The 25,648-nt window shown below is 63.4% G+C and carries 26 protein-coding genes; 17 read left to right on the top strand and 9 right to left on the bottom strand.

What is annotated here, in order from left to right; translation table 11 throughout:
* Nucleotides 1–2: 2 nt before the first annotated feature.
* The gene (locus AB4Z43_RS28145) at nt 3–1,184 is read right to left on the bottom strand and encodes an acyltransferase family protein (RefSeq protein ID WP_441939869.1); all 1,182 of its coding nucleotides are present in this window, start codon (nt 1,182–1,184) and stop codon (nt 3–5) included.
* 261 nt (nt 1,185–1,445) lie between these two features.
* The gene (locus tag AB4Z43_RS28140) at nt 1,446–1,994 is read right to left on the bottom strand and encodes a hypothetical protein (protein ID WP_441939867.1); all 549 of its coding nucleotides are present in this window, start codon (nt 1,992–1,994) and stop codon (nt 1,446–1,448) included.
* A 175-nt stretch (nt 1,995–2,169) separates the two neighbouring features.
* On the opposite strand from AB4Z43_RS28140, the gene AB4Z43_RS28135 reads away from it, so the two are divergent.
* From AB4Z43_RS28135 to AB4Z43_RS28115, 5 genes are all read left to right on the top strand, one after another.
* A complete protein-coding gene (locus AB4Z43_RS28135; RefSeq protein WP_019858244.1) occupies nt 2,170–3,231 on the top strand; it encodes a glycosyltransferase family 4 protein in 1,062 nt (353 codons plus the stop codon).
* 47 nt (nt 3,232–3,278) lie between these two features.
* A complete protein-coding gene (locus tag AB4Z43_RS28130; protein WP_441939922.1) occupies nt 3,279–5,441 on the top strand; it encodes an amylo-alpha-1,6-glucosidase in 2,163 nt (720 codons plus the stop codon).
* A 109-nt stretch (nt 5,442–5,550) separates the two neighbouring features.
* Nucleotides 5,551–7,320 (top strand): alpha,alpha-trehalose-phosphate synthase (UDP-forming), encoded by a 1,770-nt coding sequence (locus AB4Z43_RS28125; protein ID WP_441939866.1) that lies wholly within the window; start codon nt 5,551–5,553, stop codon nt 7,318–7,320.
* Nucleotides 7,317–8,108 (top strand): trehalose-phosphatase, encoded by a 792-nt coding sequence (gene otsB / locus AB4Z43_RS28120; RefSeq protein ID WP_441939865.1) that lies wholly within the window; start codon nt 7,317–7,319, stop codon nt 8,106–8,108. The genes AB4Z43_RS28125 and otsB overlap by 4 nt, the downstream gene beginning before the upstream one ends.
* Before the next feature lie 53 nt (nt 8,109–8,161).
* A complete protein-coding gene (locus tag AB4Z43_RS28115; protein WP_019858240.1) occupies nt 8,162–8,374 on the top strand; it encodes a hypothetical protein in 213 nt (70 codons plus the stop codon).
* 9 nt (nt 8,375–8,383) lie between these two features.
* On the opposite strand, the gene dprA is transcribed toward AB4Z43_RS28115, so the two are convergent.
* From dprA to AB4Z43_RS28095, 4 genes are read right to left on the bottom strand one after another with little or no spacing between them, the layout of a single operon-like run.
* Nucleotides 8,384–9,517, bottom strand: coding sequence for a DNA-processing protein DprA (gene dprA / locus AB4Z43_RS28110; RefSeq protein ID WP_027046858.1), 1,134 nt, complete (start codon nt 9,515–9,517; stop codon nt 8,384–8,386).
* Nucleotides 9,518–9,534: 17 nt separating this feature from the next.
* Nucleotides 9,535–10,122 (bottom strand): glycerol-3-phosphate 1-O-acyltransferase PlsY, encoded by a 588-nt coding sequence (gene plsY / locus AB4Z43_RS28105; protein WP_010909584.1) that lies wholly within the window; start codon nt 10,120–10,122, stop codon nt 9,535–9,537.
* 57 nt (nt 10,123–10,179) lie between these two features.
* Entirely contained in the window at nt 10,180–11,466 is a 1,287-nt protein-coding gene (locus AB4Z43_RS28100) for a dihydroorotase (protein WP_202359910.1), read from the bottom strand.
* Nucleotides 11,463–12,443, bottom strand: a complete 981-nt coding sequence (locus AB4Z43_RS28095) for an aspartate carbamoyltransferase catalytic subunit (RefSeq protein WP_019858236.1) — start codon at nt 12,441–12,443, stop codon at nt 11,463–11,465. Before AB4Z43_RS28095 ends, AB4Z43_RS28100 begins: the two co-directional genes overlap by 4 nt.
* 157 nt (nt 12,444–12,600) lie before the next feature.
* Here AB4Z43_RS28095 and AB4Z43_RS28090 point away from each other — a divergent pair, with 157 nt between their 5' ends.
* The 3 genes from AB4Z43_RS28090 to AB4Z43_RS28080 all read left to right on the top strand — a co-directional run bounded on the left by AB4Z43_RS28090 (nt 12,601) and on the right by AB4Z43_RS28080 (nt 15,294).
* The gene (locus tag AB4Z43_RS28090; protein WP_038646902.1) at nt 12,601–14,229 is read left to right on the top strand and encodes a DNA alkylation response protein; all 1,629 of its coding nucleotides are present in this window, start codon (nt 12,601–12,603) and stop codon (nt 14,227–14,229) included.
* A gap of 157 nt (nt 14,230–14,386) precedes the next feature.
* Entirely contained in the window at nt 14,387–14,935 is a 549-nt protein-coding gene (locus tag AB4Z43_RS28085) for a hypothetical protein (protein ID WP_019858234.1), read from the top strand.
* Nucleotides 14,935–15,294 (top strand): DUF6105 family protein, encoded by a 360-nt coding sequence (locus AB4Z43_RS28080; RefSeq protein WP_080643738.1) that lies wholly within the window; start codon nt 14,935–14,937, stop codon nt 15,292–15,294. Before AB4Z43_RS28085 ends, AB4Z43_RS28080 begins: the two co-directional genes overlap by 1 nt.
* Here the strand turns inward: AB4Z43_RS28080 and ruvX are convergent.
* Nucleotides 15,194–15,718 (bottom strand): Holliday junction resolvase RuvX, encoded by a 525-nt coding sequence (ruvX, locus tag AB4Z43_RS28075; protein WP_441939863.1) that lies wholly within the window; start codon nt 15,716–15,718, stop codon nt 15,194–15,196. The two genes, AB4Z43_RS28080 and ruvX, sit on opposite strands and share 101 nt — an antisense overlap.
* A 125-nt stretch (nt 15,719–15,843) precedes the next feature.
* Here ruvX and AB4Z43_RS28070 point away from each other — a divergent pair, with 125 nt between their 5' ends.
* The 6 genes from AB4Z43_RS28070 (at nt 15,844) to AB4Z43_RS28045 (ending at nt 20,259) form a co-directional block, all read left to right on the top strand.
* Nucleotides 15,844–16,551, top strand: a complete 708-nt coding sequence (locus AB4Z43_RS28070; protein ID WP_027046857.1) for a metal-dependent hydrolase — start codon at nt 15,844–15,846, stop codon at nt 16,549–16,551.
* A gap of 24 nt (nt 16,552–16,575) precedes the next feature.
* Nucleotides 16,576–16,992 (top strand): hypothetical protein, encoded by a 417-nt coding sequence (locus AB4Z43_RS28065; RefSeq protein WP_441939862.1) that lies wholly within the window; start codon nt 16,576–16,578, stop codon nt 16,990–16,992.
* A 125-nt stretch (nt 16,993–17,117) separates the two neighbouring features.
* Nucleotides 17,118–17,405 (top strand): Asp-tRNA(Asn)/Glu-tRNA(Gln) amidotransferase subunit GatC, encoded by a 288-nt coding sequence (gene gatC, locus AB4Z43_RS28060; RefSeq protein ID WP_019858229.1) that lies wholly within the window; start codon nt 17,118–17,120, stop codon nt 17,403–17,405.
* 7 nt (nt 17,406–17,412) lie between these two features.
* A complete protein-coding gene (locus AB4Z43_RS28055; RefSeq protein WP_441939860.1) occupies nt 17,413–17,868 on the top strand; it encodes a GNAT family N-acetyltransferase in 456 nt (151 codons plus the stop codon).
* The gene (locus tag AB4Z43_RS28050; RefSeq protein WP_019858227.1) at nt 17,868–19,433 is read left to right on the top strand and encodes an amidase; all 1,566 of its coding nucleotides are present in this window, start codon (nt 17,868–17,870) and stop codon (nt 19,431–19,433) included. Before AB4Z43_RS28055 ends, AB4Z43_RS28050 begins: the two co-directional genes overlap by 1 nt.
* Nucleotides 19,434–19,461: 28 nt before the next feature.
* Entirely contained in the window at nt 19,462–20,259 is a 798-nt protein-coding gene (locus tag AB4Z43_RS28045; RefSeq protein WP_019858225.1) for a YdcF family protein, read from the top strand.
* Here AB4Z43_RS28045 and AB4Z43_RS28040 read toward each other — a convergent pair.
* On the bottom strand, nt 20,232–20,951 hold the full coding sequence (locus AB4Z43_RS28040) for a DUF599 domain-containing protein (RefSeq protein ID WP_019858224.1): 720 nt from the start codon (nt 20,949–20,951) through the stop codon (nt 20,232–20,234). The genes AB4Z43_RS28045 and AB4Z43_RS28040 overlap by 28 nt on opposite strands.
* A gap of 176 nt (nt 20,952–21,127) precedes the next feature.
* Here AB4Z43_RS28040 and AB4Z43_RS28035 point away from each other — a divergent pair, with 176 nt between their 5' ends.
* The 3 genes from AB4Z43_RS28035 (at nt 21,128) to AB4Z43_RS28025 (ending at nt 24,017) form a co-directional block, all read left to right on the top strand.
* A complete protein-coding gene (locus AB4Z43_RS28035; RefSeq protein ID WP_069092197.1) occupies nt 21,128–22,531 on the top strand; it encodes an L-serine ammonia-lyase in 1,404 nt (467 codons plus the stop codon).
* Between the two features lie 70 nt (nt 22,532–22,601).
* Entirely contained in the window at nt 22,602–23,039 is a 438-nt protein-coding gene (locus AB4Z43_RS28030; protein ID WP_069092196.1) for a DUF1489 family protein, read from the top strand.
* A gap of 276 nt (nt 23,040–23,315) precedes the next feature.
* Entirely contained in the window at nt 23,316–24,017 is a 702-nt protein-coding gene (locus AB4Z43_RS28025) for a DnaJ domain-containing protein (RefSeq protein WP_441939857.1), read from the top strand.
* A gap of 46 nt (nt 24,018–24,063) precedes the next feature.
* On the opposite strand, the gene AB4Z43_RS28020 is transcribed toward AB4Z43_RS28025, so the two are convergent.
* The gene (locus tag AB4Z43_RS28020) at nt 24,064–25,500 is read right to left on the bottom strand and encodes a D-alanyl-D-alanine carboxypeptidase (protein WP_019858219.1); all 1,437 of its coding nucleotides are present in this window, start codon (nt 25,498–25,500) and stop codon (nt 24,064–24,066) included.
* Nucleotides 25,501–25,648 lie beyond the last annotated feature (148 nt).

Here is a 25,648-nt window from a genome sequence, read left to right as displayed (position 1 = left end):
TTTCATATCGATTGTCGTTGCATCAGTTTGAAGCCGAAAAATGCAGCAGCGATGACAGCCAGAAAGAGGGCGACAACGGCTATGTCGGGGGCGGTTCTCAGAAGCCGCAATCGACGCGTCGGTGTTTCGATCCAGAAATACGAAGCGAGGCTGAACGCCACGGCCGCCAGCAACGCTGTTAATTTTGTGGCGGTGGTTTCGGTGCCTATCGTCCATCTTGCGATCACCAAGATTGGCCAATGCCACAGGTAGAGAGAATAAGAGATCCATCCGACGAATCTGACCGGCTTTATTTCCAACACCGCAAAGTGTGGCGCACGGTCGCTTCCCAGATAGTAGAGGCATCCGATCAAGACAGTGGTGCAGGCAACGGCAGCGATGTTCTCAAGCCCATCGTAGGCCTTGCCAAAGTCGAGCGCGAACGTTGCCACGAGTCCGATCAGCGCGATCGTGGCTGCAAGATTGCAATGCCTTTCGAAGCCCGTCCGTTCCCCTATCCGGCTGACAAGCTGAAAGCACAATATGCCGCATGCCAACTGCCAAAAGCGGGCATAGGGCATATAGAAGGCCTGAAGCGGATTCGCAGCCAGTAGATGAAGCCATACCGCCACCGACACGACGGCGAGCGCACCATAAACAAGCGCCGAGAATCTCTTCCCGCGCGGTCCTATTACCCAAGGAAAAAACAGCAGCGGGAAAACGACGTAGAATTGTTCCTCAACCCCAAGAGACCACGTGTGGGTGAATGGGTTAAATTCGGTCACGGGTGAAAAATAGTCGGTTCCCTTGGCCAGGAAGATATTGCTGAGGCCGACAAAGGCGGAAGAGGCGGTTTTGCTGATTGATGTGCTGAGCCAAGCGTCCGGAACAAACAGAAAGGTGGCGAGCGCACTAAACAGTAAGCACACCAACAGCGCCGGCATGATTCTTGTGAATCGGCGCGCATAGAATTCCAAGACAAAATGAAAAGCGGACTGGCCCCGGTAGCGCCTCGACACCGTATAGCTGACGACGAAACCAGAAATTACGAAGAAAACATCAACCCCTAAAAAACCATTGGGGAGGCGGTCGCCATACAGATGGTAGAACACGACTGACAGGATCGCGATGGCCCGGAGCCCGTCAAGGAAAGCCAAGTAGTCCGTCGACGAGCGTTCCGACGTCGAACCAAAATTATCGGCCATTGGACGAAACACACGTTCTTGTAGGGAAAAAATTCGATCGGATAACGTTCCGGCTGAGGCCAGTTCAGCCCCAGTTGAAGCGCGGCAGCCTTAACCTGCGGGCAATTACAGTATGTGCCGATCATGGGAAAGGCCGCACACAGGATTTGTTTCATTCGACGGCGTTGTGGGGTCGATCCGTGGCTTTCCGCTGCAACCGAATGTCGCGAGCGAGGACGTTCGTCTCGCTCGCAGGACTCCGCAGCAGTGGCGATCGACCGTTCAGCTGTTTCGCGACAGATGCACGTCCAGGACGGCGGCCTTCTTGGCGATCAGGCCTTCCAGATCCGCGTCCGATCGCTTGGTGCCGGTCCGTTCGCGCAGCAGCGAGATCACCGCGCTCATTGAAAGCGGAGCAATTTGGGAAAGCGAAGTAATTTGGGAAAGCGGGGTGTCTTGGGAAAGCGGGGCGGTCTGGGTGGCCAGAATGGCGTCCACCGCGCCGGCAACATCGGGAATCTCCGTTGGTGCTCGCATGGTCGGTTCCTTTCTGCTCAGGTCGGCTTCGGCGGCGTCGGCCGGTCCTCGGACGCCGCGATCGAAGACGACAGCCAGGCCGTTCTTGACGGCGAGGGCGGCGACCATATCGTCGAGCTTGCGGTCGGAGAGGGCTGGGTCCGCGGGTTTCAGGATCTTGCGGATCACCCTGGCGGCCTGATCCGTCGATACGAAGTCATAACGCCGTTTTCTGGCCTCGACATATTGTTCGATGATCATGCTCAGGCTGCGGGCTGCAATGCCCCTGGGTTCCTGCACATCCTTGGGTTCCACCGGAGCCTCCCTAGGCTGCCGTGCGTACAAATTCGGCAGCCAAAAAGAAATAGGGCGGCTTGATCGGACATCAAACGTCCTTCGATCCATTTCGTCGCACCCGCCAAAGGGCCGGAACGATCCTGCGGCTGAAGCATTTCGTTCCATGACCAGCGCATTGAGGGAAGGCCGGGCCATGAAGATCGCTCATGTGGCGCCGCTGTACGAATCCGTTCCGCCAAGGCTCTACGGCGGCACAGAGCGCATCATTTCCTACCTGACCGAAGCCCTCGTCGACCTCGGCCACGAGGTGACGCTGTTCGCCAGCGGCGACACGAAGACTTCCGCCAAACTCGTGCCCTGCCGCGAGCGGGCGCTTCGTCTTGATCCACGCCCGCTGAAGTCCGAGATCGCGGCGCATCTGTCGATGCTCGACGAGGTGAGGAAACGCGCCGACGATTTTGACGTCATTCATTTCCACCTCAGCCATTTCCTGCATTTCCCATTTTTCCGCGATATGCCGCAGCGCACGGTGACGACGCCGCATGGCAGGCTGGATTACGCGGATCTCGCGCAGGCCTATGACCGGTTCCCGCGCTTCCCGATGGTTTCCATATCGCGCAGCCAACGGGCGAGGTTTGCGTCCGCCAACTGGCTTGCCACGATCCATCACGGCCTGCCCGTCGATCTCTACGAACCCGATTTCGAGGCAGGCTCGGATGGCGGTTATCTTGCCTTTCTCGGCAGGATGTCGCGCGACAAGCGGCCGGACCGGGCGATCGACATCGCCCGCCGCACCGGCCTGAAACTCAAGCTAGCAGCCAAGATCGGCGATGGCGACCGCGCCTATTTCGAGGAAGTCGTTCAACCGATGATCGATGGCGACCGGGTCGAATATGTCGGCGAAATCGGCGAGGACCAGAAGAGCAGGTTTCTTGGCAATGCAGCCGCCCTGCTGTTTCCGATCGATTGGCCCGAACCCTTCGGCCTTGCCGTGATCGAAGCCATGGCCTGTGGAACCCCAGTCATGGCCTGGAGTTGCGGCGCCATGCCCGAAATCGTCGACTATGGGGTTACAGGCTTCGTCGTCGAAACCATCGAGGATGCGGTCGCCACGATGCCGGCTCTCCTGCAGCTCGACAGGCGGCGCATAAGGGCGGTGTTCGAAAGGCGGTTTTCAGCCGACAGAATGGCCAGGGACTACGTCGAGGCTTATTCCCTGCTGCGCAACGGCCATGAGCAAAGCAGAGCGTCGTAGGCCTTCACCCGTCCGAAAAACCCAGCACGGGGACAATCCTGTTGACCATCACCCAACTCGACGAGCGCAAGCTTGATCCTGCCATAGCTCTGGCTTCTCTGGACGAAACCGCGCCGAGGGAGCCGCATCGGCTGTTCGCCCTCAAGCATGGCGATTGCTTTGCCGTTGCCGATGCCTATGGCGATATACGCGGTGTCGGCGACGGGTTTTTTCGCGACGACACGCGCGTGCTTTCCGAATTTCGCCTCACCGTCGGCGGGCGGTCGACGTCGTTGCTGGGCGCGTCGCTCAGCCAGGACAACGTGCTCTTCACCACCAACCTCACCAATCTGCCGATAGAGAGCGCCGCTGGCCGCCAGATTCCGCAAGGCGCTATGCATATCGAGCGCGTCCGGCTGTTGTGGGAGGAAAGGCTTTATGAGCGCATAACGCTGTCCAACTACAGCCGCGAGCATTCTACGATCCTGCTGTCGCTGCGTTTTGCCGCCGATTTCCGCGACATGTTCGAGGTCCGCGGCTCGACCCGATCGAAACGTGGAACCGCCCATACGGCCGAGATCACGGGGAACGCGGTCGTGCTTCGCTACGAAGGCCTGGACAAGGTCGTGCGGACATCGGCGATTTCATTCTCACAGACGCCCGATCAACTGACTTCCGAGCGCGCCGATTTCGTCATCGCCGTCACCAAGCGCAGCAGCCAGACGCTTTATGTGGAAGTGGGCAACGCGACAGACGATCGCCCCGAAAGCCGCCGGTTTCGCGCGGCTGCCGCCCGCGCTCGCTTCGGCATGCGCGCCAAGCGCCGGCATGGCGCGACGCTGCATAGTTCCGGCCGCGTCTTCAACGACTGGATGGAGCGCGCGCGCGCCGATGTCGCGCTGCTCACCACGGAATTGGCGACCGGGCCCTATCCCTATGCCGGCATTCCCTGGTTCTCGACCGCCTTCGGCCGGGACGGCGTGATCTCGGCCTTGCAGATGCTTTGGCTCAATCCCGGTCTGGCGCGCGGCGTCCTGGCGTTTCTCGCTCAACACCAGGCGACCGAGACATCGCCTTTCAGCGATTCCGAACCCGGCAAGATCATGCACGAGACCCGCAAGGGCGAGATGGTGGCGCTAAGCGAACTGCCGTTCGGCCGCTATTATGGCGGTGTCGACACGACGCCGCTCTATATCCACCTTGCCTGCGCCTATGCGGACCGCACGGGGGATACGGCCTTCATCGATACGCTATGGCCATCGCTTTGCGCCGCGGCCGAATGGATCGAAACGGCGAGCCGTTCGACGGGGTTCCTCACCTACCAGCGCGCCGCGGAATCCGGCCTTGCCAACCAGGGATGGAAGGACAGTTTCGATTCCGTCTTTCACGCCGATGGCCGCATTCCGAAGGGGCCGATCGCGCTGGTCGAGGTGCAGGGCTACGTCTTCGCGGCGTTCCAGGGGTTGGCGAAGCTGGCACGGCTGCGTGGCGAGGCGGAACGCGCCGAGAGCTGGGAAATACGCGCCGACACCATTAGCCAAGAAGTCGAGCGCCATTTCTGGATGGAAGACCTCGGCTACTATGCGCTGGCGCTGGACGGCGATGGTCAACCTTGCAAGGTGCGCACGTCCAATGCCGGTCACCTGCTCTATGTCGGCCTTCCCGGTCCGGATCGCGCGCGCATGGTCGCCGATCAGCTGCTGTCGGCCTCGTTTCATTCCGGCTGGGGGCTGCGGACGCTGGCGGACGACGCGATCTTCTTCAACCCGATGTCCTACCACAACGGCTCCATCTGGCCGCACGATACAGCGATCTGTGCTGCCGGGCTGGCGCGGTACGGTATCCGCGACAGCGTCGTGCGGCTGATGAGCGGCACCTTCGAATCCGCTGTCCATTTCAACATGCGGTTGCCGGAACTGTTTTGCGGCTTCACGCGCGCGGCCGGCGAAGCACCGATCGCCTATCCGGTGGCTTGCCTGCCGCAAGCCTGGTCCGCCGGCTCCGCCTTCATGCTCATGCAATCGTGCCTCGGCCTGCAGATCGACGGCTGGACAGGCGAAATCCATGTGACCCGGCCGCGCCTGCCGATCGGCATCGACAACCTCGTCATCCGCCATCTTTCGGTAGGGCAGGCGGCGGTGGATCTGACGTTCCAGCGCGTCGGGGATCGCGTCGGCGCCTTCCTTGCCGAACCGCATGAGGGGCTGGTGCCGCTCGTGGTCAGGAGCTGAAAAATCGGAACCATCCTGCACCGTGAGCGTTGGACCACCACGCCATGGGGTGCCGAAACTCCAGCCCATAAAGCCGCTGCGGTATCCCATTGAAAGGTAATCGATTTCAATGCCCGACAACAGTTCGTATCTAGTCGTTCCCGTTTTCACATTGTGGCTCTTCGTTGTTGCGGCTGTCTGCGTCCTGGCCATTGTGCTGGTGACGATGGTGTTGCGGGCGCGCAAGGGCAGCAGGCTGGCCGCTGTGGAGGTTGACCCAGCTCGCGGCCCATTGCCGGAATTCGAGAAGAACGGGCAGTCGGCGGCCGCGGCACTGGTGCAGTGGTCGCCCGAAACGCTGCGTCACATCCTGGCCACCGAACTTCCCGATGCCCAGGTGATCGTCGTCTCAAACCGTGAACCGTATATCCACAACCGCGAGGGCGACGACATCCAGCTGGTCGTACCCGCGAGCGGGCTCGTCTCGGCACTGGAGCCGATCACACGCGCCTGTGCGGGCACGTGGATCGCCTATGGCGGCGGTTCGGCCGACAAGCTGGTGGTCGACAAGAACGATCGGATCGAGGTGCCGCCGGACAACCCTTCCTACACGCTGCGCCGTGTCTGGCTGAGCGAGGAAGAACAGCAAGGCTATTATCTCGGCTTCGCCAATGAAGGCCTCTGGCCGCTGTGCCATATCGCTTTCACCCGGCCGATATTCCGCGCCTCGGATTGGGAGGCCTACGAGGCGGTCAACCGCAAATTCGCCGACACCGTTGTCGCGGAGGCCCGCAACGAGCGGCCGATCGTTCTGGTCCAGGATTATCATTTCGCGCTGCTGCCGCGAATGATCCGTGACCGGCTGCCCGAGGCGATCATCATCACCTTCTGGCATATTCCGTGGCCGAATTCCGAGGTATTCAGCATTTGCCCGTGGCGCGAGAAGATTCTCGACGGCCTGCTCGGCAGTTCGATCGTCGGTTTCCACACCCAGTTCCATTGCAACAACTTCATCGACAGCGTCGACCGTTTCCTGGAAAGCAGGATCGAGCGCGAGGATTCGGCCATTTCCTATGGCGGCCAGATCAGCCTGGTCCATGCCTATCCGATCTCGATCGAATGGCCGCCGGCGCAACTGGGCAAACTGCCTGACGTGGCGCAATGCCGCCGGCAGGTTCGCGAGAAATTCGGCCTGGCCGAAAATGTCAAGCTGTGCGTGGGCGTTGAACGTCTCGACTACACCAAGGGCATCCTCGATCGCTTCAATGCCCTCGATGAGCTGCTGACGCTTCATCCCGAATGGATCGGCAAGGTGGCGTTCCTGCAGATCGCTGCGCCCAGCCGCGGCACCTTGCCTGCCTATCAGCAACTCTACGAGGAGTGCCTGAGCCATGCCGAGGATCTCAACCGGCGCTATGGTCGCGAAGGCTACACGCCCGTCCTGATGATAACGGAACATCACTCGCAGCAGCAGGTCTACGAAATCTATCGTGCCGCCGACGTTTGCATGGTCACCAGCCTGCATGACGGCATGAACCTGGTCGCCAAGGAGTTTGTCGCGGCGCGTGAGGACGAACAGGGCGTGCTGCTGCTCAGCATGTTCGCCGGCGCCTCCAAGGAGCTTCTGGACGCACTGATCGTCAATCCCTATGACGCGGCCATGATGGGCGATGCCTTGCTGCAGGCCTTGACCATGTCGCAGGAAGAGCAAAGCCAGCGCATGCGACGCATGCGCGAGGTCGTGCGCGACAACAATGTCTACCGGTGGGCGGGCAGCATGCTTCTCGATGCCGCGCGCTTGCGCAAGCGCGACGCGGTCGATCGTGCCGTCAGCGCCGCTCCAGCGGCCCCAGGCAACGTCATATCGCTGCTCGATCGCAGACGGGTGGCGGCGCTATGATGTCGATCTCGCCAAGCCTCGCCGTGCCGGTCGTTCCGCAGGGACCATGGAGCCTGTTCCTCGATATCGATGGCACGCTTCTCGAACATGCCGCGCATCCCGATGCGGTGGTTGTCGGTGACGAGTTGCGCACCCTCCTGGTGCGGCTCGAAGCGCAACTGGACGGAGCACTGGCGTTCATCACCGGACGGTCGATCGCCGCCGTCGATCATCTCTTCCAGCCCCTCAGATTGCGCGCTGCCGGGCTTTATGGCCTGGAACACAGGCTGGCGCGCGATGGTCCTGTCGAGGCGGCCGACGAACCGGCTGATATTGCGGCGCTTGCCAACGAAATCGCGACGGAACTGGACAATGCGGATGTCTATATCGAGCGCAAGGGACCCATCCTGGCCATTCATACGCGGGCGGCACCGCACCTGCTGCAACGCGCGACACAACTCGTCGAACAGGCACTGGACAGATTGCCTGCGGGATATCGGGTCCTGGCCGGAAATGCCGGTGTGGAGCTGATGCCGCTGGAGGCGGCGAAGGGAGCGGCCATCCGGCGCTTCCTGCAAATTCCGGCCTTCAGGGGACGACGCCCGGTGTTTCTGGGCGACGATACATCCGACGAGAACGGGTTCGAGACCGTCAACGAATGGGACGGCATTTCGGTTCGCATAAAGCCGCAGGGATCGACAGCGGCGCTTTTTGGGCTGGCTGGGGTGGACGCGGCCCTGGCCTGGCTGGACGAGATGAGCAGAAGCGAGACCGCGAAAGCGGCGACGCTTGCCGCAACGTCCAAATGAACCGGACTGCCCCCTAAGTCGTTGCCGGTTCACGCGCATGGAAGGAAGTTGCAATGACCCAACTGACCAGCCTCATCCAGGAAATCATGCCCGCTTGGCTCCGGCGGCAATCCAAGACGAACAGCCGAGATCGCCAGGCGGCAGCTGAGCCGCTGCGTCCCGAAGATGCGGACGCAGTCTGGCGCAAGGCTGTCGAAAACGATTTGTTTGGAGCCAACACGCCGGATTACGCCAAGACTGGGGAGAAGCAGCCCGGCCGTCATTGATGGCTGCGCTCAGCCATCCCCGAAAATCAGCGAAACATTGCCGCCGGCATGGCGTTCGAGCCGGCCGGCGAGGTCGAGTTCCAAAAGCACCATGAAGACCTGGGCCGGGTGAAGGCCGGTGTGGCGGATGATCTCGTCGACTGGCACCGGTGTCGGGCCTAGCGCCTCATTGACCTTGGCGCGGTCGCTCTCGCCGGGTGGCGGTGTGGCCGAAAAGTCGGGCGGGTCCTCGAACGGTGGCACAGCAGGCGCCCGCATGCCGGTCAGCGGCGCGATCGCCCTCGAAACGTCCGATGCCTCGGTGACCAGCGTGGCGCCGTCCTTGAGCAGACCGTTGGTGCCGGCGGCGCGTGGATCGAGCGGAGAGCCCGGCACGGCAAAAACCAGCCGGCCCATTTCGCCGGCAAGCCTGGCGCTGATCAGCGAGCCCGAACGCTGGGCGGCCTCGACCACCACCAGCCCGAGGACAGCACCCGCGACAAGACGGTTGCGGCGTGGGAAATCCTGGGCACGCGGCTGCCAGCCGAACGGCATTTCGGAGATGATGGCGCCGCGCTCGGCAATTTCCGCGCACAGGCCGGCATTTTCGGGCGGGTAGGGCAGGTCGAGGCCTCCGGCCAGCACAGCGACCGTGCCGGTTTGCAGGCTGCCCTGATGCGCCGCCGTGTCGATACCGCGCGCCAGCCCCGAGACGATGCCGTAGCCGTCGCCGCCAAGGGCGGCCGCCAGCATGCGCGCCATCTTGATGCCGGCCAGCGATGCATTGCGGGCGCCCACGATGGCGACGCCAGGCAGCCGGAACACAGCGGCATTGCCTTTGACCGCCAAAAGAGGTGGGGGATTGTCCATGCTTCTCAGCAGCGGGGGATAGTCGGGCTCGCCGATGCCGACAAAGCGCGCGCCAGCCCGGCGGGCTGCCTCGAGTTCGGCCTCGGCTTCGGCGACCGACGGAATGCGGGCGATCCGGCTGGCGCCGCCCGAAATCATCAGTTCCGGCAGGATTTCCAGCGCCACTTCGGCGGATCCGAAACGGTTGATCAGGTCGCGAAAGGAAGCGGGGCCGACATTCTGGGTGCGGATCAGCCGCAGCCAGCTCAGCCGCTGCCGGTCGCTGAGGCGCGGCCCGGTGGCCGGCTCGCTCACCGCGGTGGCGCGCTCGCTCACCCCTTGGCTCCGATCTTGCCCTCGGTGCCGGCAAGCAGCCGCGAAATGTTCGCCCTGTGCTTGATGAAGACGATGATGCTCATCACCACGAACAAAACGGCAATTTGCGGCGCGCTCAGGAAGTAGAGGGCTATCGGCACGATGACGGCTGCCGTCAGCGCCGCGAGCGACGAGTAGCGGAACAGGAATGCCATCGCCAGCCAGATGACGGCGAAGATCAGTGCCACCTGCCAGGCAAGGCCGATCAGCACGCCGAGATAGGTGGCGACGCCCTTGCCGCCCTTGAAGCCAAGCCAGACCGGGAAGAGATGACCGAGAAAGGCGCCGAGGCCGGCCCAGACCGCCGTTTCCGGTGCGAAATGGCCTGCGATCAGCACGGCGGCGGTGCCCTTCAGCGCATCGAGCAGCAAGGTCGCGGCGGCCAGGCCCTTATTGCCGGTGCGCAGGACGTTGGTGGCGCCGATATTGCCGGAGCCGATCTTGCGCACATCACCGAGGCCGGCGGCGCGCGTCAGCAGCAGCCCGAAGGGAATCGAGCCCAAGAGGTAGCCGAATACCAGCGCCAGGATCAGGCCGTAAGTCATTGTTTCCCCCGCATTTCCCCCAGCTCAGCCCGGTCAGGCGCGACGCCCGTTGCCGGTCTATGCCGAGAACACTGTGCGGCCCGCGACCAGTGTTTGCAAGACCTTGCCTTGCAGCCGCGCGCCTTCGAAGCAGGTGTTTTTCGAGCGCGAGCGAATGCCGCCTTCACTGACGATCCAGGGTTCATCGAGATCGACGATCGCGAGGTCGGCGACTGAGCCCGGCTTCAGCGTGCCGCCGGGCAGTCCGAACAGCCTGGCCGGCGCGGTGGACAGCGTTTCGACCAGCCGCAGCAGCGGCACATCGCCATTGTGGTAGAGCCGCAAGGCGGCGCCCAGCAGCGTCTCCAGCCCGATGGCGCCGGCCGCGGCATCGGCGAAGGGCAGGCGCTTGGTGTCGACATCCTGCGGATCGTGCGAGGAGACGATGATGTCGACCGTGCCATCCCTGACCGCCTCGATCATCGCCAGCCGGTCTTCCTCGGCGCGCAATGGCGGTGTCAGGCGGAAGAAGGTGCGGTACTCACCGACATCGTTTTCATTGAGCGACAGGTTGTGGATCGACACGCCGGATGTCACCGCCGCACCATCGGCTTTGGCGCGGGTCACGGCGTTTGCCGCCATGGCCGTCGAGATTTTTGCCGCGTGGTAGGAGCCGCGCGTCAGCCGCGCCAAAGCCAGGTCGCGCTCGAGCGGGATCGATTCGGCTTCACGCGGAATGCCGGAAAGGCCGAGCCAGCTCGCGTACAGGCCTTCATTCATCACGCCTGACGAACCGAGGTCGGCATCCTGCGTTTCGTGCACGATGGTGGCGCCGAAATCGCGGGCATAGGTGAGCGCCCGGCGCATCACCAGCGAACTGGCGATGGTGTGGCGGCCATCGGTGAAGGCGACGGCGCCGGCCTCGCGCAGCAGGCCGAATTCGGTCATCTCGCGGCCGTCGAGGCCCTTGGTGATCGCCGCCGCCGGGAAGACGTTGACGATCGCCGTGTCCTTGGCGGTGCGCAGCACGAACTCGACCAGCGCGACATTGTCGATGACCGGATCAGTGTCAGGCATCATGACGACGGAGGTGACGCCGCCGGCGGCCGCGGCGACGCTGGCCGAAGCGATGGTTTCGCGATGCTCGCCGCCCGGCTCTCCGATAAAGACGCGGCCATCGATTAGGCCGGGAATGATCGCCTTGCCGGCGCAATCGATGGTCGCGGCGCCATCGGGCGCGCCCTGGTTCAACGCCGCCTTGCCGGCGGCAACGATCTTGCGGCCCTCGACGATGACTGAGCCGACTTCGTCGATGCCGCGCGAGGGGTCGACGATACGGGCGCGTTCAAAGACTGTCGTGCTCATGCGCCGCGACCCTCCTGGTTGCGGCCCTCTTGATTACGACGCGGGTCGAGCAGCGCTTCCATCACCGCCATGCGCACGGCGACGCCCATCTCCACCTGCTCCTGGATCACGCTTTGCGGGCCGTCGGCTATTTCCGAGGCGATTTCGACGCCGCGGTTCATCGGGCCGGGATGCATCACCAGCGCGTCGTCCTTGGCGGCCTTCAGCTTTTCGGCGTCGAGGCCGAAATAGCGGAAATATTCGCGCACCGAAGGCACGAAGGCGCCCTCCATGCGCTCGCGCTGCAGGCGCAGCATCATCACCACGTCGGCGTCCTTGAGGCCTTCGGCCATCGAGCGCGTGACGATGACGCCCATCTTCTCGATGCCGGACGGCAGCAGCGTCGAAGGCGCCACCACCCGTACCTGCGCGCCAAGCGCGTTGAGCAGCATGATGTTGGAGCGCGCCACGCGCGAATGCAGGATGTCGCCGCAGATCGCCACGATCAATTTCGACAGCGGCCCCTTGGCGCGGCGGATGGTGAGTGCGTCGAGCAGCGCCTGGGTCGGGTGTTCATGCGCGCCGTCGCCGGCATTGACCACCGAGCAGCCGACTTTCTGCGCCAGCAGGGCGGCAGCGCCCGCCGACTGATGGCGGATGATCAATATATCGGGCCGCATGGCGTTCAGCGTCATCGCCGTGTCGATGAGCGTTTCGCCCTTCTTCACGGAAGAACTTGCCACCGACATGTTCATGACATCGGCGCCGAGCCGCTTTCCGGCCAGCTCGAAAGAGGACTGTGTGCGGGTCGAGGCCTCGTAGAAGAGATTGATCTGGGTGCGGCCGCGCAGCGTCGAGGTCTTCTTTTCGGACTGCCGCGAAATCGCGACGGCCCGATCCGCCCGGTCGAGCAACAGCTCGATGTCGGCGGGCGAAAGGTCGCTGATGCCCAGAAGATGGCGGTGAGGGTAGAGTGGCAGGGACGAAGCGTCGGTCATCTCAAGGCGCTGCTATAGGGTGCGGATTTTGCGCCCGCAAGCACCAGCTTTGGATTGGCGCCTTTCTCCCCGGTATTTTCGTCGCGCACGCGGCAACGCTTGGCTATATCTAGCCGATGGCCCCGGATTCGAGGCTTTCCGACGATAGGGACGAATTGTGACCGACGACGTGACGAACCAGCCGCCGCCGCTGACGGGTGGCAACGCCTGGCGAGGCGATCCGTTGCTGATCCAGCTTGCCGAGCGCTTTTCCGACCCGGTGCGCAAGGACCTCGACGGTCTCGGCCGTTTCGTCCTGACGCAGGAGGCGCAGGAGCTGGCGCGCCTGGCCAATGTCGAGACACCGAAGCTCAGGACCCATGACCGGCAGGGACGTCGCATCGACCTCGTCGAGTTCCACCCCGCCTACCACGCCTTGATGCGCCGCTCGGTGGCGAACGGGTTGCATTCCTCGGTCTGGGAAAATGGCGACGCCGAGATCGGCCGCCGCCATCAGGTGCGCGCCGCCCGTTTCTACCTGACCGCCGAACTCGAGACCGGGCATCTCTGCCCCATCACCATGACCAGCGCCTCGCTGGCGGCTTTGATGGCCAGCCCGAAGCTGTTTCGTGAATGGGCGCCGCGCGTGACGACGCGCAAATACGACCAGAGCCAGAAGCCGCCGGTCGAGAAGACCGGGCTGACGCTCGGCATGGGCATGACCGAAAAACAGGGCGGCACGGATGTGCGCGCCAATGTGACGAGGGCCGAGCGCGCCGGCAGCGGCTTCTATCGCCTGACCGGCCACAAATGGTTCATGTCGGCGCCGATGTCGGACGCCTTCCTGGTGCTGGCGCAGGCGCCGGAAGGATTGTCGTGCTTCCTCGTGCCGCGCGTGCTCGGCGACGGGTCGGGCAACGGCTTCCGCTTCCAGCGGCTGAAGGACAAGCTCGGCAACCGCTCCAACGCGTCTTCCGAGGTCGAATTCGTCAACGCCATCGGCGAGATGGTCGGCGAGCCAGGTGCCGGCGTGAAGACGATCATGGACATGGTGACCTTGACTCGGCTCGACTGCGCGGTGGCGTCCTCGGCGATCATGCGGGCAGGACTGGCGGAAGCGGTTCATCATGCTCGCCATCGCCAGGTGTTCGGCTCGACCTTGATCGAACAGCCGCTGATGCAGCGCGTGCTGGCCGACATGGCGCTGGATGTCGCCGCCGCAACCGCGCTGTCGTTCCGGCTGGCGCGCTCCTTCGACGAAGCGGCGAGCGATCGCGGCGAGGCGGCATTTGCCCGCGCCATGACGCCGGTGGTCAAATACTGGGTGTGCAAGATCGCGCCGCCGCTGCTTTACGAGGCGATGGAGTGTCTCGGTGGCAATGGCTATGTCGAGGAGGCGCCGCTCGCTCGTTATTACCGCGAAGCGCCTGTCAACGCGATCTGGGAAGGGTCGGGCAATGTCATGGCGCTCGATGTGCTGCGCGTGCTCGGGCGCGCGCCCGGCCTGTTCGATGAGGTGCTGGCCGGCATCGACCGCGACCTCGGCGCCGGCGGGCGCGGCACGATCGGCGTGTTGAAGGCGGCGATGCAGGTGGCTTCGACAGACGAGGGCTCGGCGCGCCTGCTGACCGAACAACTGGCGTTGTCGGCCGCGGCGGCGGAGCTGCGCCGGCTGGGGGCAGGGCGGATTGCCGATGCCTTCGTCGAGACCCGCCTGGCCGGCCAGTGGCGCAACACCTACGGCATGATCGATTCGCGCCACGACGCGCGCATGATCATCGACACGCTCTATCCGCCGGTGAACTGAGCCGAGAGCGGCGCACCGCTCGATTTTTCGATCGGTTCAACGCATCCGAGGACATCGTGAGTGCGTCCTGTGGATCGCCGTTAACCTTAACAAATGGTTTCCATTGCGGCGGCGGGCGGCAAAGCCCACTGTCATTCCTGCCGAAGCAGGGACCACGATGCGACACGTACTGACCTCCTTTCTGTCTGTGCACTGGGCGATTGTCTTCGCCCTGCTGGCGCTGATCTGCATAGATGGAGACCGTGGCGTGGCGGCGGCCCTCGGCGTGCTCGGTGTGACCGTCGAGAGCGCCCGGTTCGTCGATCTGCAGAACGTCGTCGTGGTCGCGCCGCTGGCGATCGCCTTGCTGGTCGTGGCGGTGCTGTTCTTCTGGGCCTTTGTCGATACGCTGATCAACGATGCGGCCAGCCCGGGCGCCGACAGCGTCGTTCGCATCGCCTTCATTTCCGCGTCCGGCGTCCTGTCGATGATCCTGATCGGTGGCGCCGCGCAAGGCATCAACGGGCTGTTCATGGTCGTCGCGGTGCAATTGGCGGCACTTCTGGCTTCCTATGTCGCGATGCTCGCCGAGCGGCGCTCAGCGGCCGCGTCGGATGACGCCGATTTTCGCGCCACGGCGCACAGCATGGCGAAGGCAGCGGCCCACAATTCGCTGCTTTCCCTGATATCGGGCCGGACCGGGCCGAACGGGAAGGGAGGCCGCTGATGCGCTATATCTTCGCATTGTGGGCGGCCCCGATGGCGCTGTTCTGGGGCTGGTTCTACCTGTCGCTCAACGACATGAATTTCGGCTATGTGATGCTGACCCGGCAGCTGCATGATTTCGTGTTCCAGCTTTATGGCCAGATGCTCGGCATCGATCCCGCGATCATCCCGGGAATGGTGGGAAAGGCCTGTATCTTCGACGGATTTCTGCTGATGGCGATATGGGCTTTTCGCCGTCGCCGCGAAATTCTGGATTGGGTCAGGCGTCGTCGTTCGGGCCCGGTTCCGCTTGACCGCCCAATTCCGTTCGATCGCCTGAATCGCGCGACTGAAGCCGGTCCAAGACTCCCTGCAGAATAAAGGCCGCGGCCGCCGAATCGATCTTGCCGGCACGTTTGGCGCGCGAGAAATCCATTTCGATCAACGTCCTCTCGGCCGCCACCGTCGACAGCCGTTCATCCCAGAACACAAAGGGCAGGTCGCTCAGCTGCGCCATGTTGCGCACGAAGGCGCGCGATTTTTGCGCGCGCGGACCTTCCGACCCGTCCATGTTGATCGGCAGCCCGATCGCCACCGCGCCAACATTCTCCTTCTTCAGCAATGCCAGAAGCACGGCGGCATCGAGCGAGAATTTCTTCCGCATGATGACCGGGCGCGGGTGAGCGAAGGCGAATCCCCGGTCGGAAACCGCGACGCCGATCGTCTTGTCGCCGAGATCGAGCCCCGCCAGCGTCCTGCCGTCGGCGAGCCATGCCGGCAATTGCTCAATCGTGATGATAGCCAACGGTTTTCCCTTGTCTTTTTCAGCAGCGTGCGTCCTTCCGGATGCGCGGCGGACACTATACCCTTTGATATCGAGGTCATCGGCGTTTTATCCTCTGGCCCGGCAATAATCGAGGAATGCATTTCATGAAACTGACCTGGTACGGCCATTCGGCCTTCCGTATCGAAACCGACGACGCCAAGATCCTCATCGACCCCTTTCTGATCGGCAACCCGTCCTGGACGGGCGGCTGGGAAGGGCCGGCCGAAGGGATCACGCATGTTCTGCTGACGCATGGACACAGCGACCATATCAGCGGCGCGCTGGAAGTGCTCGGCAAGAGCGGCGCGCAGCTGGTCGCCAATTTCGAGATCTGCATGTATCTGGTCGGCAAGGGCGCCGACGGCGGCAAGATCAATCCCGGCAATATCGGCGGCACGGTCGATTGCGGCGGCTTCACCACCACTTTCGTCCAGGCGCTGCACTCTTCCTCGTTTGGCGAAGAAGGCGGCAAGAACGTCTATCTCGGCAATCCGGGCGGGCTGGTCCTGCATTTCCCGGACGACCCGACGCTCTACCATATGGGCGATACCGACATCTTTTCCGACATGGCGCTGATCAACGAATTGCATGAGCCGAAGATCGGCATCGTGCCGATCGGCGATCGTTTCACCATGGGCGGCGCGGTGGCGGCACTTGCCTGCCGGCGCTTCTTCAAGTTCGACACGGTCGTCCCTTGCCATTTCGGCACGTTTCCGATGATCGATCCGACGCCCGAGAAATTCGAGGCCGGCCTCGAAGGGTCCGGTGTGAAGGTCGCGTTGCCGAAAATCGGTGAAACGATTACGATCTAGAAACAGCCAAAGCGGAACAAATCCATGGCGTTGGGGCGATCTCTTTGTGTGTCGATGTTTGTCGCGGCATCGCCCGCGCTCGCCGCGGATGACTTCATCGAAGGCGTCTATCTGCAGTCCGAGGAGCTTTGCACGCAGGCCAGGAAGGACACGCTGCAGAGGCTGATCGATGCCGGCAACATCGTGCTTTCCGTGCATGGCCTGCAGGGCGTTGAATACAATTGCGAATTCGTGCAGGTCAGCAAGGCGACACGCCCGCCGAGCTGGGCGGTGACGGCCATCTGCCAGGAGCCAGGCTATGTCTTTCCCGATGTCCTGTCGGTGACGCGGATCAGCCCGACGCAGATCGATCTCATATCGGTCCGGCCGATCGATGACGAAAGCGAAGCGAGCGGCAACAGCGGCAGCTATTATCTGTGCGAGGGCGTCGCCTTGCCATAGACTTGTCCTTGGACCGATGGCCGTGAGCCAGGGCGCCACCACGGCCTGGTCTCTCGCATGATGCATGTTGCGCCGCGCGCGCGGCGCCGCTATAGCCCGGACTGGTTTTCCCCGAGGCAAAATCTATGTCCGTTGATCTTCAGACTGTGAAGCGCGTCGCGCGTCTCGCCCGCATCGCGGTGAGCGAAGAAGATGCAGAACGCATGACCGGCGAACTGAACGCCATACTGGGCTTCGTCGAGCAACTGAACGAGGTCGATGTCTCCGGCGTCGGGCCGATGACCTCGGTGACGCCGATGGAGATGAAGAAGCGCCAGGACGTCGTCACCGACGGCAACAAGGCGGCCGACATCGTCGCCAATGCGCCGGCGACCGAAGAGAATTTCTTCCTCGTGCCGAAGGTCGTGGAGTAGGGCGCCGATGGCAATCGAGATCGCCATCGAGACACCGTTGCAGGACGATGTGCGCGGCCTGGTCAAGGAACTCAACGAGACCTTGCTCGAATTGACGCCGCCGGAGCACTGCTATCATCTGACAGTGGAGCAGATGGCCGGTCAGGACACGACCGTTTTCATCGCCCGCGACAATGGCATCGCCGTCGGTTGTGGCGCGCTGAGGCGCCATGGCGGCGCCATTGGCGAGGTCAAGCGCATGTATACGCGGCCTTCGCATCGCGGCCAGAAAATCGGCGCCAGCATCGTTGAGCGCGTCGAGGCGCTGGCGCGTCAGGAAGGGCTGGAGCGGCTGGTGCTGGAGACGGGCGACCGTCATCCCGCCGCCTGGACCGTCTACGAACGTGCCGGGTTTTCGCGCTGCGGCCCGGTGCTGGATTATCCCGATTCCAAGTGGTCGGTGTTTTACGAAAAGAGCCTTTGATGAGCGACCTGACCAGACTGACGATTTCACAGGCCCGCGCCAAGCTGCGCGGCAAGGAAATCACCGCGACCGAGATCACCGAGGCCTATCTCTCGGCCATCGATCGCGCCAATCCGGCGCTCAATGCCTATGTCGCGGTGACTGGCGACAGGGCGCGTGACATGGCCAAGGCGTCCGACGCCAGGCTGGTCAAGGGCGAGGGCGGTGCGCTGGAAGGCATTCCGCTGGGGATTAAGGACCTGTTCGGCACCGAAGGTGTCCACACCCAGGCCTGCAGCCACGTGCTCGACGGCTTCAAGCCACTCTACGAATCGACTGTCACCGCCAATCTGTGGGCGGATGGCGCGGTCATGCTCGGCAAGCTCAACATGGACGAGTTCGCCATGGGCTCGTCCAACGAGACGTCGTATTACGGCCCGGTCATCAACCCGTGGCGGCGTTCGCGCCTCGACACAGTGGTGATGCCGACGACGCATCAGGGCGACGGCGGTTTCGTCTCGGCCGGCGGCACGAAAACCCAGCGCAGCCTGGACAACGCGCAGCTGGTGCCGGGCGGTTCTTCCGGCGGCTCGGCAACCGCCGTCTCGGCGTTCCTGTGCGCCGGCGCGACGGCGACCGATACGGGCGGCTCGATCCGCCAGCCGGCGGCCTTCACCGGCACCGTCGGCATCAAGCCGACCTATGGCCGCTGCTCGCGCTGGGGCATCGTCGCCTTCGCCTCGTCGCTCGACCAGGCCGGTCCTATAGCGCGCGACGTGCGCGACGCCGCGATCCTGCTCAGGTCGATGGCCTCGGTCGATCCGAAGGACACCACCTCCGTCGACCGCCCGGTGCCGGACTATGAGGCGGCCATCGGCAAGCCGATCAAAGGCATGAAGGTCGGCATTCCCAAGGAATACCGCGTCGACGGCATGCCCGAAGAGATCGAGGCGCTGTGGCAGAAGGGCATTGCCTGGCTGCGGGATGCCGGCGCCGAGATCGTCGACATTTCCCTGCCGCATACGAAATACGCACTGCCGGCCTATTACATCGTGGCGCCCGCCGAGGCGTCGTCCAACCTGGCGCGCTATGACGGCGTCCGCTACGGCCTGCGCGTGCCAGGCAAGGACATTGTCGAGATGTATGAGAAGACCCGCGCCGCCGGTTTCGGCCGCGAGGTCAAGCGCCGCATCATGATCGGTACCTATGTGCTGTCGGCCGGCTATTACGACGCCTACTACCTGCAGGCGCAGAAGGTCCGTAATTTGATCAAGCGCGACTTCGAAAATGTCTTCGCTGCCGGCGTCGACGTCATCCTGACCCCGGCGACGCCGTCCGCCGCCTTCGGCATCGCCGACGAGGACATGGCGGCCGATCCGGTGAAAATGTACCTCAACGACATTTTCACCGTCACTGTGAACATGGCCGGCCTGCCGGGCATCGCCGTGCCTGCCGGCCTCGACCCCAAGGGGTTGCCGCTTGGCCTGCAGCTCATCGGCCGGCCGTTCGAGGAAGAGACGCTCTTCCAGACCGCTGCCGTCATCGAGCAGGCGGCCGGCACATTTCAGCCTGAGAAGTGGTGGTAAGGGTATCGATCATCTGAAGGGGTGAGCGATGTTCTTCTATCTTTCCAAGGTCTTCTGGTTCTTCATCCAGCCGCTCAACCTGACGATCTTCCTGCTTCTGGCGGGATTGATTGCCGGGCTGATCGGCCGGCGGCGGCTGGCCTTCACCGGCAGTGTCCTGGCGTTTCTAATCCTGGCGCTCTCGACCTGGACGTCGCTTGGCGCGATGATGCTGAACCCGCTCGAGGAGCGCTTTCCACGGCCGCCGCTGCCGCAAAAGGTCGACGGCATCGTCGTGCTTGGCGGCGGCTTCGAGGGCGCCATTAACCTCGCGCGTGGCGGCTATGAATTGAGCAGCAGCGGCGATCGCATGGTCGAGACCGCAATCCTCGCCCGGCGCTTCCCACAGGCCAAGGTGGTTGTATCAGGCGGTCACGGCGCGTTTTTCATCGACGCCGAGGGGGACGCCGACACCGCGTCCCGCCTGCTCGTTCCGCTCGGTGTATCGGCCGATCGTCTTGTCCTGGAAGACAAGTCCCGCAACACCTACGAAAATGCTGTCTTCAGCCGCAAACTTGTCGAGCCGAAGCCGGGCGAGACCTGGCTGCTGGTGACCTCCGCCTTCCACATGCCACGGGCCAAGGCACTGTTCGACAAGGCTGGTTTTCCAACCGTTCCATGGCCGGTCGACTATCACACCTCCGGCAAGGAAGGTGTCGGCTTGTTTCGCGACAATGCGATTGATTCCGTGCAGAACACCACCATAGCGCTCCGCGAATGGATCGGGCTTTTTGCCTATTGGCTTTCCGGCCGCATCGATCAGCCCTTTCCCGGGCCGGGCGGCTGACCGATGACGGCGCGTCGCGCCGCCGAGAAGAACTGGCGCCGCACCAGCACGGCCAGCAGCAGAAGCGTCGACAGCACGAACACCACTGGGTCGACGAACCAGCCGAGATAGCCGATCGAGAAGAACACGCCGCGCAGGCCCGAGTTGAAATGCTTGCCGGCCAGCATGTTCATCTGCGCCGCGCGCCACACCGCGGTTTCCGTGACCGGATTGCGCGAGGCTTCGCCATGCGGGATCGGCACGGCGCCGATCAGGATCGAGCAATAGTTGAACAGCCGGTAGGCCCAGCCGAATTTGAAGAAGGAGAAGGCGAGGATCAGCACCAGCCCCAGCACCTTGATCTGAAAGGCCGGGCGCGATGGCGCGCCGCCGAGCGGCAGGTTGCTCAGCACTTCCAGCACCCGGTCGGACGCACCGAGCAAGGCAAAACAGCCGCCGAGCGCGATCAGCGAACTCGACGCGAAGAAGGCGGTTCCCTGCTGCAGGCCGCTCATGATGGCGGTGTCGACGATGCGGATTTCGCGCTCGGCCATGGTGCGCATCCAGGCTTCGCGCTGTGCATTCATCGCCGTCGTCAGCGACATGCGGCTGACCAGCTTGCCGTCCGAGGCGAGCGTATGCAGGAGCCACGCGATCAGGAAGAAGGCCAGCGCCCCGAGATCAGCCATCGAAAGATAGAAGGAATCGCCCATGGGCTGAATTTATCACATCCAGCGTGGTTGCTTCGATGCCGGCTCCCGTGATCGGCGGCAATGTCGCTGCCGGAGCAAACAAGGTCGGCAGGTGCTGCGCCGCGCCCGTCAAAAGAGCGGAAACATTCCTGGGAATTCCTATATGTAGAGTCCTCGACGCGACTCCAGGAGACAGCGTGTTCCTTTCGGTTTTCGACCTGTTCAAGATCGGCATTGGCCCCTCGAGCTCGCACACGATGGGGCCGATGACGGCCGCGCGGCGGTTTCTCGACGAGGTCGCCGGAGACGACTGGCCGCGCCCCGCCGGCGCCAAGGTTGCCCGCATCGGCGCCAGCCTGCATGGCTCGCTCGCCTATACCGGCATCGGCCATGGCAGCGACCGCGCCGTCATCCTTGGCCTTGCCGGCCAGACCCCGCAAACAGTCGATCCGGACCAGGCCGACGGCATCATCAGCCGCATCACCGCCGACAAGATGATTTCACCGCCAGGTCACCCGTCCTACCATTTCGATCCGGCAACCGATCTGGTGCTCGACCGCAAGACACCGCTTACCGGCCATGCCAACGGCATGGCGTTCCATGCCTATGACGCCGGCGGACGCCTGCTGCTCAAGCGCATCTACTATTCGATCGGCGGCGGCTTCGTGGTGTCGGAAGAAGAGCTGCAGCGCGTGAAGGCCAAGGGGTCGGTGACATCAGAAGGCAAGAAAGTGCCTTATCCCTTCAAGAACGCGGTCGAGATGCTCAAGATGGCGGCCAAGAGCGGGCTTTCCATCGCCGAGATGAAGCGCGTCAACGAGGAAACGCAGATGTCGCGCGAGGACCTCGACGCCGGCCTCGACGCCATCTGGGGTGCGATGAAGAGCTGCATCGATCGTGGCCTGTCGCAGGACGGCATCATGCCGGGCGGGTTGAAGGTGCGGCGTCGGGCCCGGCAGTTGCACGACAAGCTGCAGGAACAGTGGCAGCAGAACCGGCCAAATCCGCTGCTCGCCAATGACTGGCTGTCGATCTACGCCATGGCGGTCAACGAGGAGAATGCCGCCGGCGGCCGCGTCGTAACCGCGCCGACCAACGGTGCGGCCGGCACGCTGCCGGCGGTGCTGCGCTACTGGCTGCATTTCCATCCCGAGGCCGACCAACCGAGCATCCGTGATTTCCTGCTGACGGCTGCCGCCGTCGGCGGCATCATCAAGACCAATGCGTCGATCTCGGGCGCCGAGGTCGGCTGCCAGGGCGAGGTCGGGTCCGCCTCGGCGATGGCCGCGGCCGGCCTGTGCGCCGTCATGGGCGGCACGCCCGAGCAGGTCGAGAATGCCGCCGAAATCGCGCTCGAACACCATCTCGGCATGACCTGCGATCCGGTCGGCGGGCTGGTGCAAGTGCCGTGCATCGAGCGCAATGCGCTCGGCGCGGTCAAGGCGGTGACGGCCGCGTCGCTGGCGATCAAGGGCGACGGCGTCCATTTCGTGCCTCTCGACGCGGCGATCGAGACCATGCGCCAGACCGGCCTCGACATGAACGAGAAGTACAAGGAAACCAGCCTCGGCGGTCTTGCTGTCAATGTCGTGGAGTGCTGAGCAACGCTTGGCACTGTGGAGAAGTCCCTCAGGCCGTTGACGTCCCGGCGCTCCGGACTAACCTTAGCGAATGGCTCTCAATCTCCTAAAACTGTGCGTCGGCTGCGACAGCGTCGAGGATCTCGAGGAATGGATCGAGTTCCGCCTCGACGAACGGCGCCGGGCCGGCGAACCGGCCGAACACTGGCACACCACCCGCATGGTGCCGACGCGCGGCGCCGAGGTCACCGATGGCGGTTCGCTCTACTGGGTGATCAAGGGCAATGTGCAATGCCGGCAGCTGATCACCGAGATCCGGCCCTTCATTGACGACGAGGGCATCGGTCGCTGCCGCCTGATGCTCGATCCGCAAGTCGTGCGCACCGATTGGCAGCCGCGTCGGGCCTTCCAGGGTTGGCGCTATTTGAAACCGTCGGATGCACCACCTGATCTCGGCAAAGGCAAGGCGGGACTGGTCGAGATGCCGCCGAAACTCAGGCGCGAGCTTGCCGATCTCGGCTTGCTGTAGGCCATCGCGCGCAAGCGCTGTCGGTTTTGGCGCGGGCTTTTCTGGCCCTCCATCTTGCTTCGCTCTGGACTTGCAAGCGGCGCGACAACGCCACATCTTGAAATCCATGCGCGATGAAAAGCTGGCGAAGCCGACAAGGTCCACAGGGCTGGGGAGCCATTCCGCATGGCGGTCTTCTTCCTGTCCAGATGAAAGCCTTCATTCCGGCGCAGAAAAAGTGTTGGATGACATCACGCGGCTGTCCAGGCGGACAGGGCATCTGCGGGGCGGTGGGAAATGTTAGGCTCAATTATCGGTCTGGTCGCATTGCTGCTGGTGCTCCTGGGCGTTGCCTCGGCCTTCCTCCGGGCCGATCCGGCCCGATTGGCAACCGGCATGAGAACACTGGGACCGATCCTGCTGGCACTGGTGGGCGCCGCCGTGCTTCTGGTCGGTCGAAGCGGAATCGGGGGCGTCGTGCTGTTTGCGGCGATCGGCTGGTATGCTGCCACGCGCAAGAACCGGCCTGATGTCAAGCCGGCGCCGGGAAAACGCTCAACGGTGCGGACGGCAGCCCTTGAAATGGAGCTGGATCACGATACCGGCGGCCTCGAAGGGCTGGTTCTGGCCGGCCGCCATGACGGCAAGATGCTTGGTGCGATGGGCCTTGCGGAGTTGCAGCATCTCTACCGCGAACTCTCCGCCGATGCGGAGAGCCGCCAGTTGCTAGAGACGTATCTTGACGGCAGATTTCCCGTCTGGCGCAAAAACACTGAGACGAACGGTGGCGAAGGGCTGCGTGTTGCGCCAGGTCCGGGCGCCATGACTAAGGAGGAGGCCTACAAGGTCCTTGGTCTTGAAGCGGGGGCCGCCGCGGCGGATGTCCGCAAGGCGCACCGCCGCCTGATGCAGCGCCTGCACCCCGATATCGGCGGCACGTCTTTCCTGGCGGCGCGAATCAACGAAGCCAAGGACGTCTTGCTCTCCAATCACAACTAGTCTCCTTCGACGCAGAAATTTTCCGGGAGATTACTTCCACGCCGCCCTACTGCTGGACGGCGTAGCACTCGATTTTCTTCTTCTTTAAAGCGGTGCAGGCCTTCCAGGCGGCGTCCTTCGAACCAAAGCCGCCGAAACGGGCGCGGTAATAGGTGACGCCGTCCTTGTCGAAGGCGACGGTGAAGCCGGAAGCATCCGCCAGCGCCTTCGGCGCCTGCTTGCTGGTCTTGTCGAGGACGGCCTGGGCTTCCGACTGCTTCGGCGAAGAGGCGACCTGGATCGCCCAACCCGACGGCACCGAAGCGGTGTTGACCGGATCGACGGTTGGCGCCGGCTCGGCGGCCGCCGCCGGCTCGGCATAGGCGGCCACGACCTGTGCGCTGGCGACCTTGGGCGCTGAGACGATGACCGTCTTCACCTTCTTTGCCGGGGCAACCAGCTTGGGCGCTTCGGCCTCGGCGCTCTCTTCGTCATCACCCTGCGCAGCCGTCGCGTCGTCGGCAACGGCGTCATCGGCGCTGGCCACCGCGACCGGCTTGTCGTCCGGGGTCGGCGCGTCGTGCTTGGGCAAAAGAACCTTGGCGAGGGCCTTGACCGGGTTGCTGCTGTCGGCCTTGGCGACGAGGTCGCCGCCACCGCGGGTCGAGGCCCTTGGCATGTAGGTGTTGATCAGGGACGCCATCTGGTTGTCGCGGCTGCCGCCCGACGTGCCGCCCATGACAACGGCGACAAGGCGGCGGTTGCCGTCGGCCACCGATGAGACGAGGTTGAAGCCGGAGGCACGGGTATAGCCGGTCTTGATGCCGTCGACGCCCTTGATGCGGCCGAGCAGTCGGTTGTGACCGTTGATGCGCTGGCGGCCGTAGAGAAACGAGCGCTGCGAGAAATAGCCGTAGTACTGGGGAAAATGTTCCCTGAGCGCAATGCCGAGCGTGGCCATGTCGCGCGCGGTGGTGAACTGGCCGGGGTCGGGCAGGCCGTTGGCGTTGCGGAAGACGGTGCCGTTCATGCCGAGAGCCCGCGCCTTGGCGGTCATCATGCGGGCAAAAGTGGATTCATCGCCGCCAAGCATTTCACCGAGGGCAGTGGCCGAGTCGTTCGCCGACTTGGTGACGATCGACAGGATCGCGGTTTCGACCGAGACCGAACCGCCCGGCTTCACGCCGAGTTTCGTTGGCGCCTCGGCGGAGGCCTTGGCGGAAAACACGACAGGCGTGTTCCGGCTGATCTTGCCCTTCGCCATCGCTTCGAAGGTCAGATAAAGCGTCATCATCTTGGTCAGCGACGCCGGATAGCGCCTGCCATTGGCATCCGCGGAGTACAGCACCTTGCCCGTCTTGGCGTCCACAACGATGGCCGCCTGCCGCGCTGCCAGCGATGCGGCAACGTCGGAGCAAACGAACGTCATCGCCAGGGCGAGGACCATGATCGCTTTGAGGGGGGAGGTGGATTTGGAAACGATGCCCAACAACGCCTGACGCACTGATATTTCCCTTGAATTCTTCGTTGCGTTGGAGGCGGCAAAGGGTCCTGCCTCACTTTCAGCCAAGCTAACGGGGCAGCGTTACCAATCCGTTTATGGTAACCGCCGCGTTCACCATTTTCTTCGGGCTTGAAACACACTTTATTTG

Source organism: Mesorhizobium sp. 2RAF45, from assembly GCF_052115225.1.
In the GTDB taxonomy this organism is placed as follows: domain Bacteria; phylum Pseudomonadota; class Alphaproteobacteria; order Rhizobiales; family Rhizobiaceae; genus Mesorhizobium; species Mesorhizobium jarvisii.
The sequence above is the reverse complement of the archived record's forward strand: the minus strand, read 5'-3'. Positions and strand labels throughout refer to the sequence as shown.

Coding starts and splice junctions, on each gene's coding strand:
- AB4Z43_RS28145 (WP_441939869.1), bottom strand. CDS start 1,184: ATGGCCGATAATTTTGGTTCGACGTCGGAACGCTCGTCGACGGACTAC.
- AB4Z43_RS28070 (WP_027046857.1), top strand. CDS start 15,844: ATGAAACTGACCTGGTACGGCCATTCGGCCTTCCGTATCGAAACCGAC.
- AB4Z43_RS28050 (WP_019858227.1), top strand. CDS start 17,868: ATGAGCGACCTGACCAGACTGACGATTTCACAGGCCCGCGCCAAGCTG.
- AB4Z43_RS28080 (WP_080643738.1), top strand. CDS start 14,935: ATGCGCTATATCTTCGCATTGTGGGCGGCCCCGATGGCGCTGTTCTGG.
- AB4Z43_RS28095 (WP_019858236.1), bottom strand. CDS start 12,443: ATGACCGACGCTTCGTCCCTGCCACTCTACCCTCACCGCCATCTTCTG.
- AB4Z43_RS28135 (WP_019858244.1), top strand. CDS start 2,170: ATGAAGATCGCTCATGTGGCGCCGCTGTACGAATCCGTTCCGCCAAGG.
- otsB (WP_441939865.1), top strand. CDS start 7,317: ATGATGTCGATCTCGCCAAGCCTCGCCGTGCCGGTCGTTCCGCAGGGA.
- AB4Z43_RS28125 (WP_441939866.1), top strand. CDS start 5,551: ATGCCCGACAACAGTTCGTATCTAGTCGTTCCCGTTTTCACATTGTGG.
- AB4Z43_RS28065 (WP_441939862.1), top strand. CDS start 16,576: ATGGCGTTGGGGCGATCTCTTTGTGTGTCGATGTTTGTCGCGGCATCG.
- AB4Z43_RS28085 (WP_019858234.1), top strand. CDS start 14,387: ATGCGACACGTACTGACCTCCTTTCTGTCTGTGCACTGGGCGATTGTC.
- plsY (WP_010909584.1), bottom strand. CDS start 10,122: ATGACTTACGGCCTGATCCTGGCGCTGGTATTCGGCTACCTCTTGGGC.
- AB4Z43_RS28030 (WP_069092196.1), top strand. CDS start 22,602: ATGGCTCTCAATCTCCTAAAACTGTGCGTCGGCTGCGACAGCGTCGAG.
- AB4Z43_RS28045 (WP_019858225.1), top strand. CDS start 19,462: ATGTTCTTCTATCTTTCCAAGGTCTTCTGGTTCTTCATCCAGCCGCTC.
- AB4Z43_RS28100 (WP_202359910.1), bottom strand. CDS start 11,466: ATGAGCACGACAGTCTTTGAACGCGCCCGTATCGTCGACCCCTCGCGC.
- AB4Z43_RS28040 (WP_019858224.1), bottom strand. CDS start 20,951: ATGGGCGATTCCTTCTATCTTTCGATGGCTGATCTCGGGGCGCTGGCC.
- gatC (WP_019858229.1), top strand. CDS start 17,118: ATGTCCGTTGATCTTCAGACTGTGAAGCGCGTCGCGCGTCTCGCCCGC.
- AB4Z43_RS28025 (WP_441939857.1), top strand. CDS start 23,316: ATGTTAGGCTCAATTATCGGTCTGGTCGCATTGCTGCTGGTGCTCCTG.
- AB4Z43_RS28115 (WP_019858240.1), top strand. CDS start 8,162: ATGACCCAACTGACCAGCCTCATCCAGGAAATCATGCCCGCTTGGCTC.
- AB4Z43_RS28055 (WP_441939860.1), top strand. CDS start 17,413: ATGGCAATCGAGATCGCCATCGAGACACCGTTGCAGGACGATGTGCGC.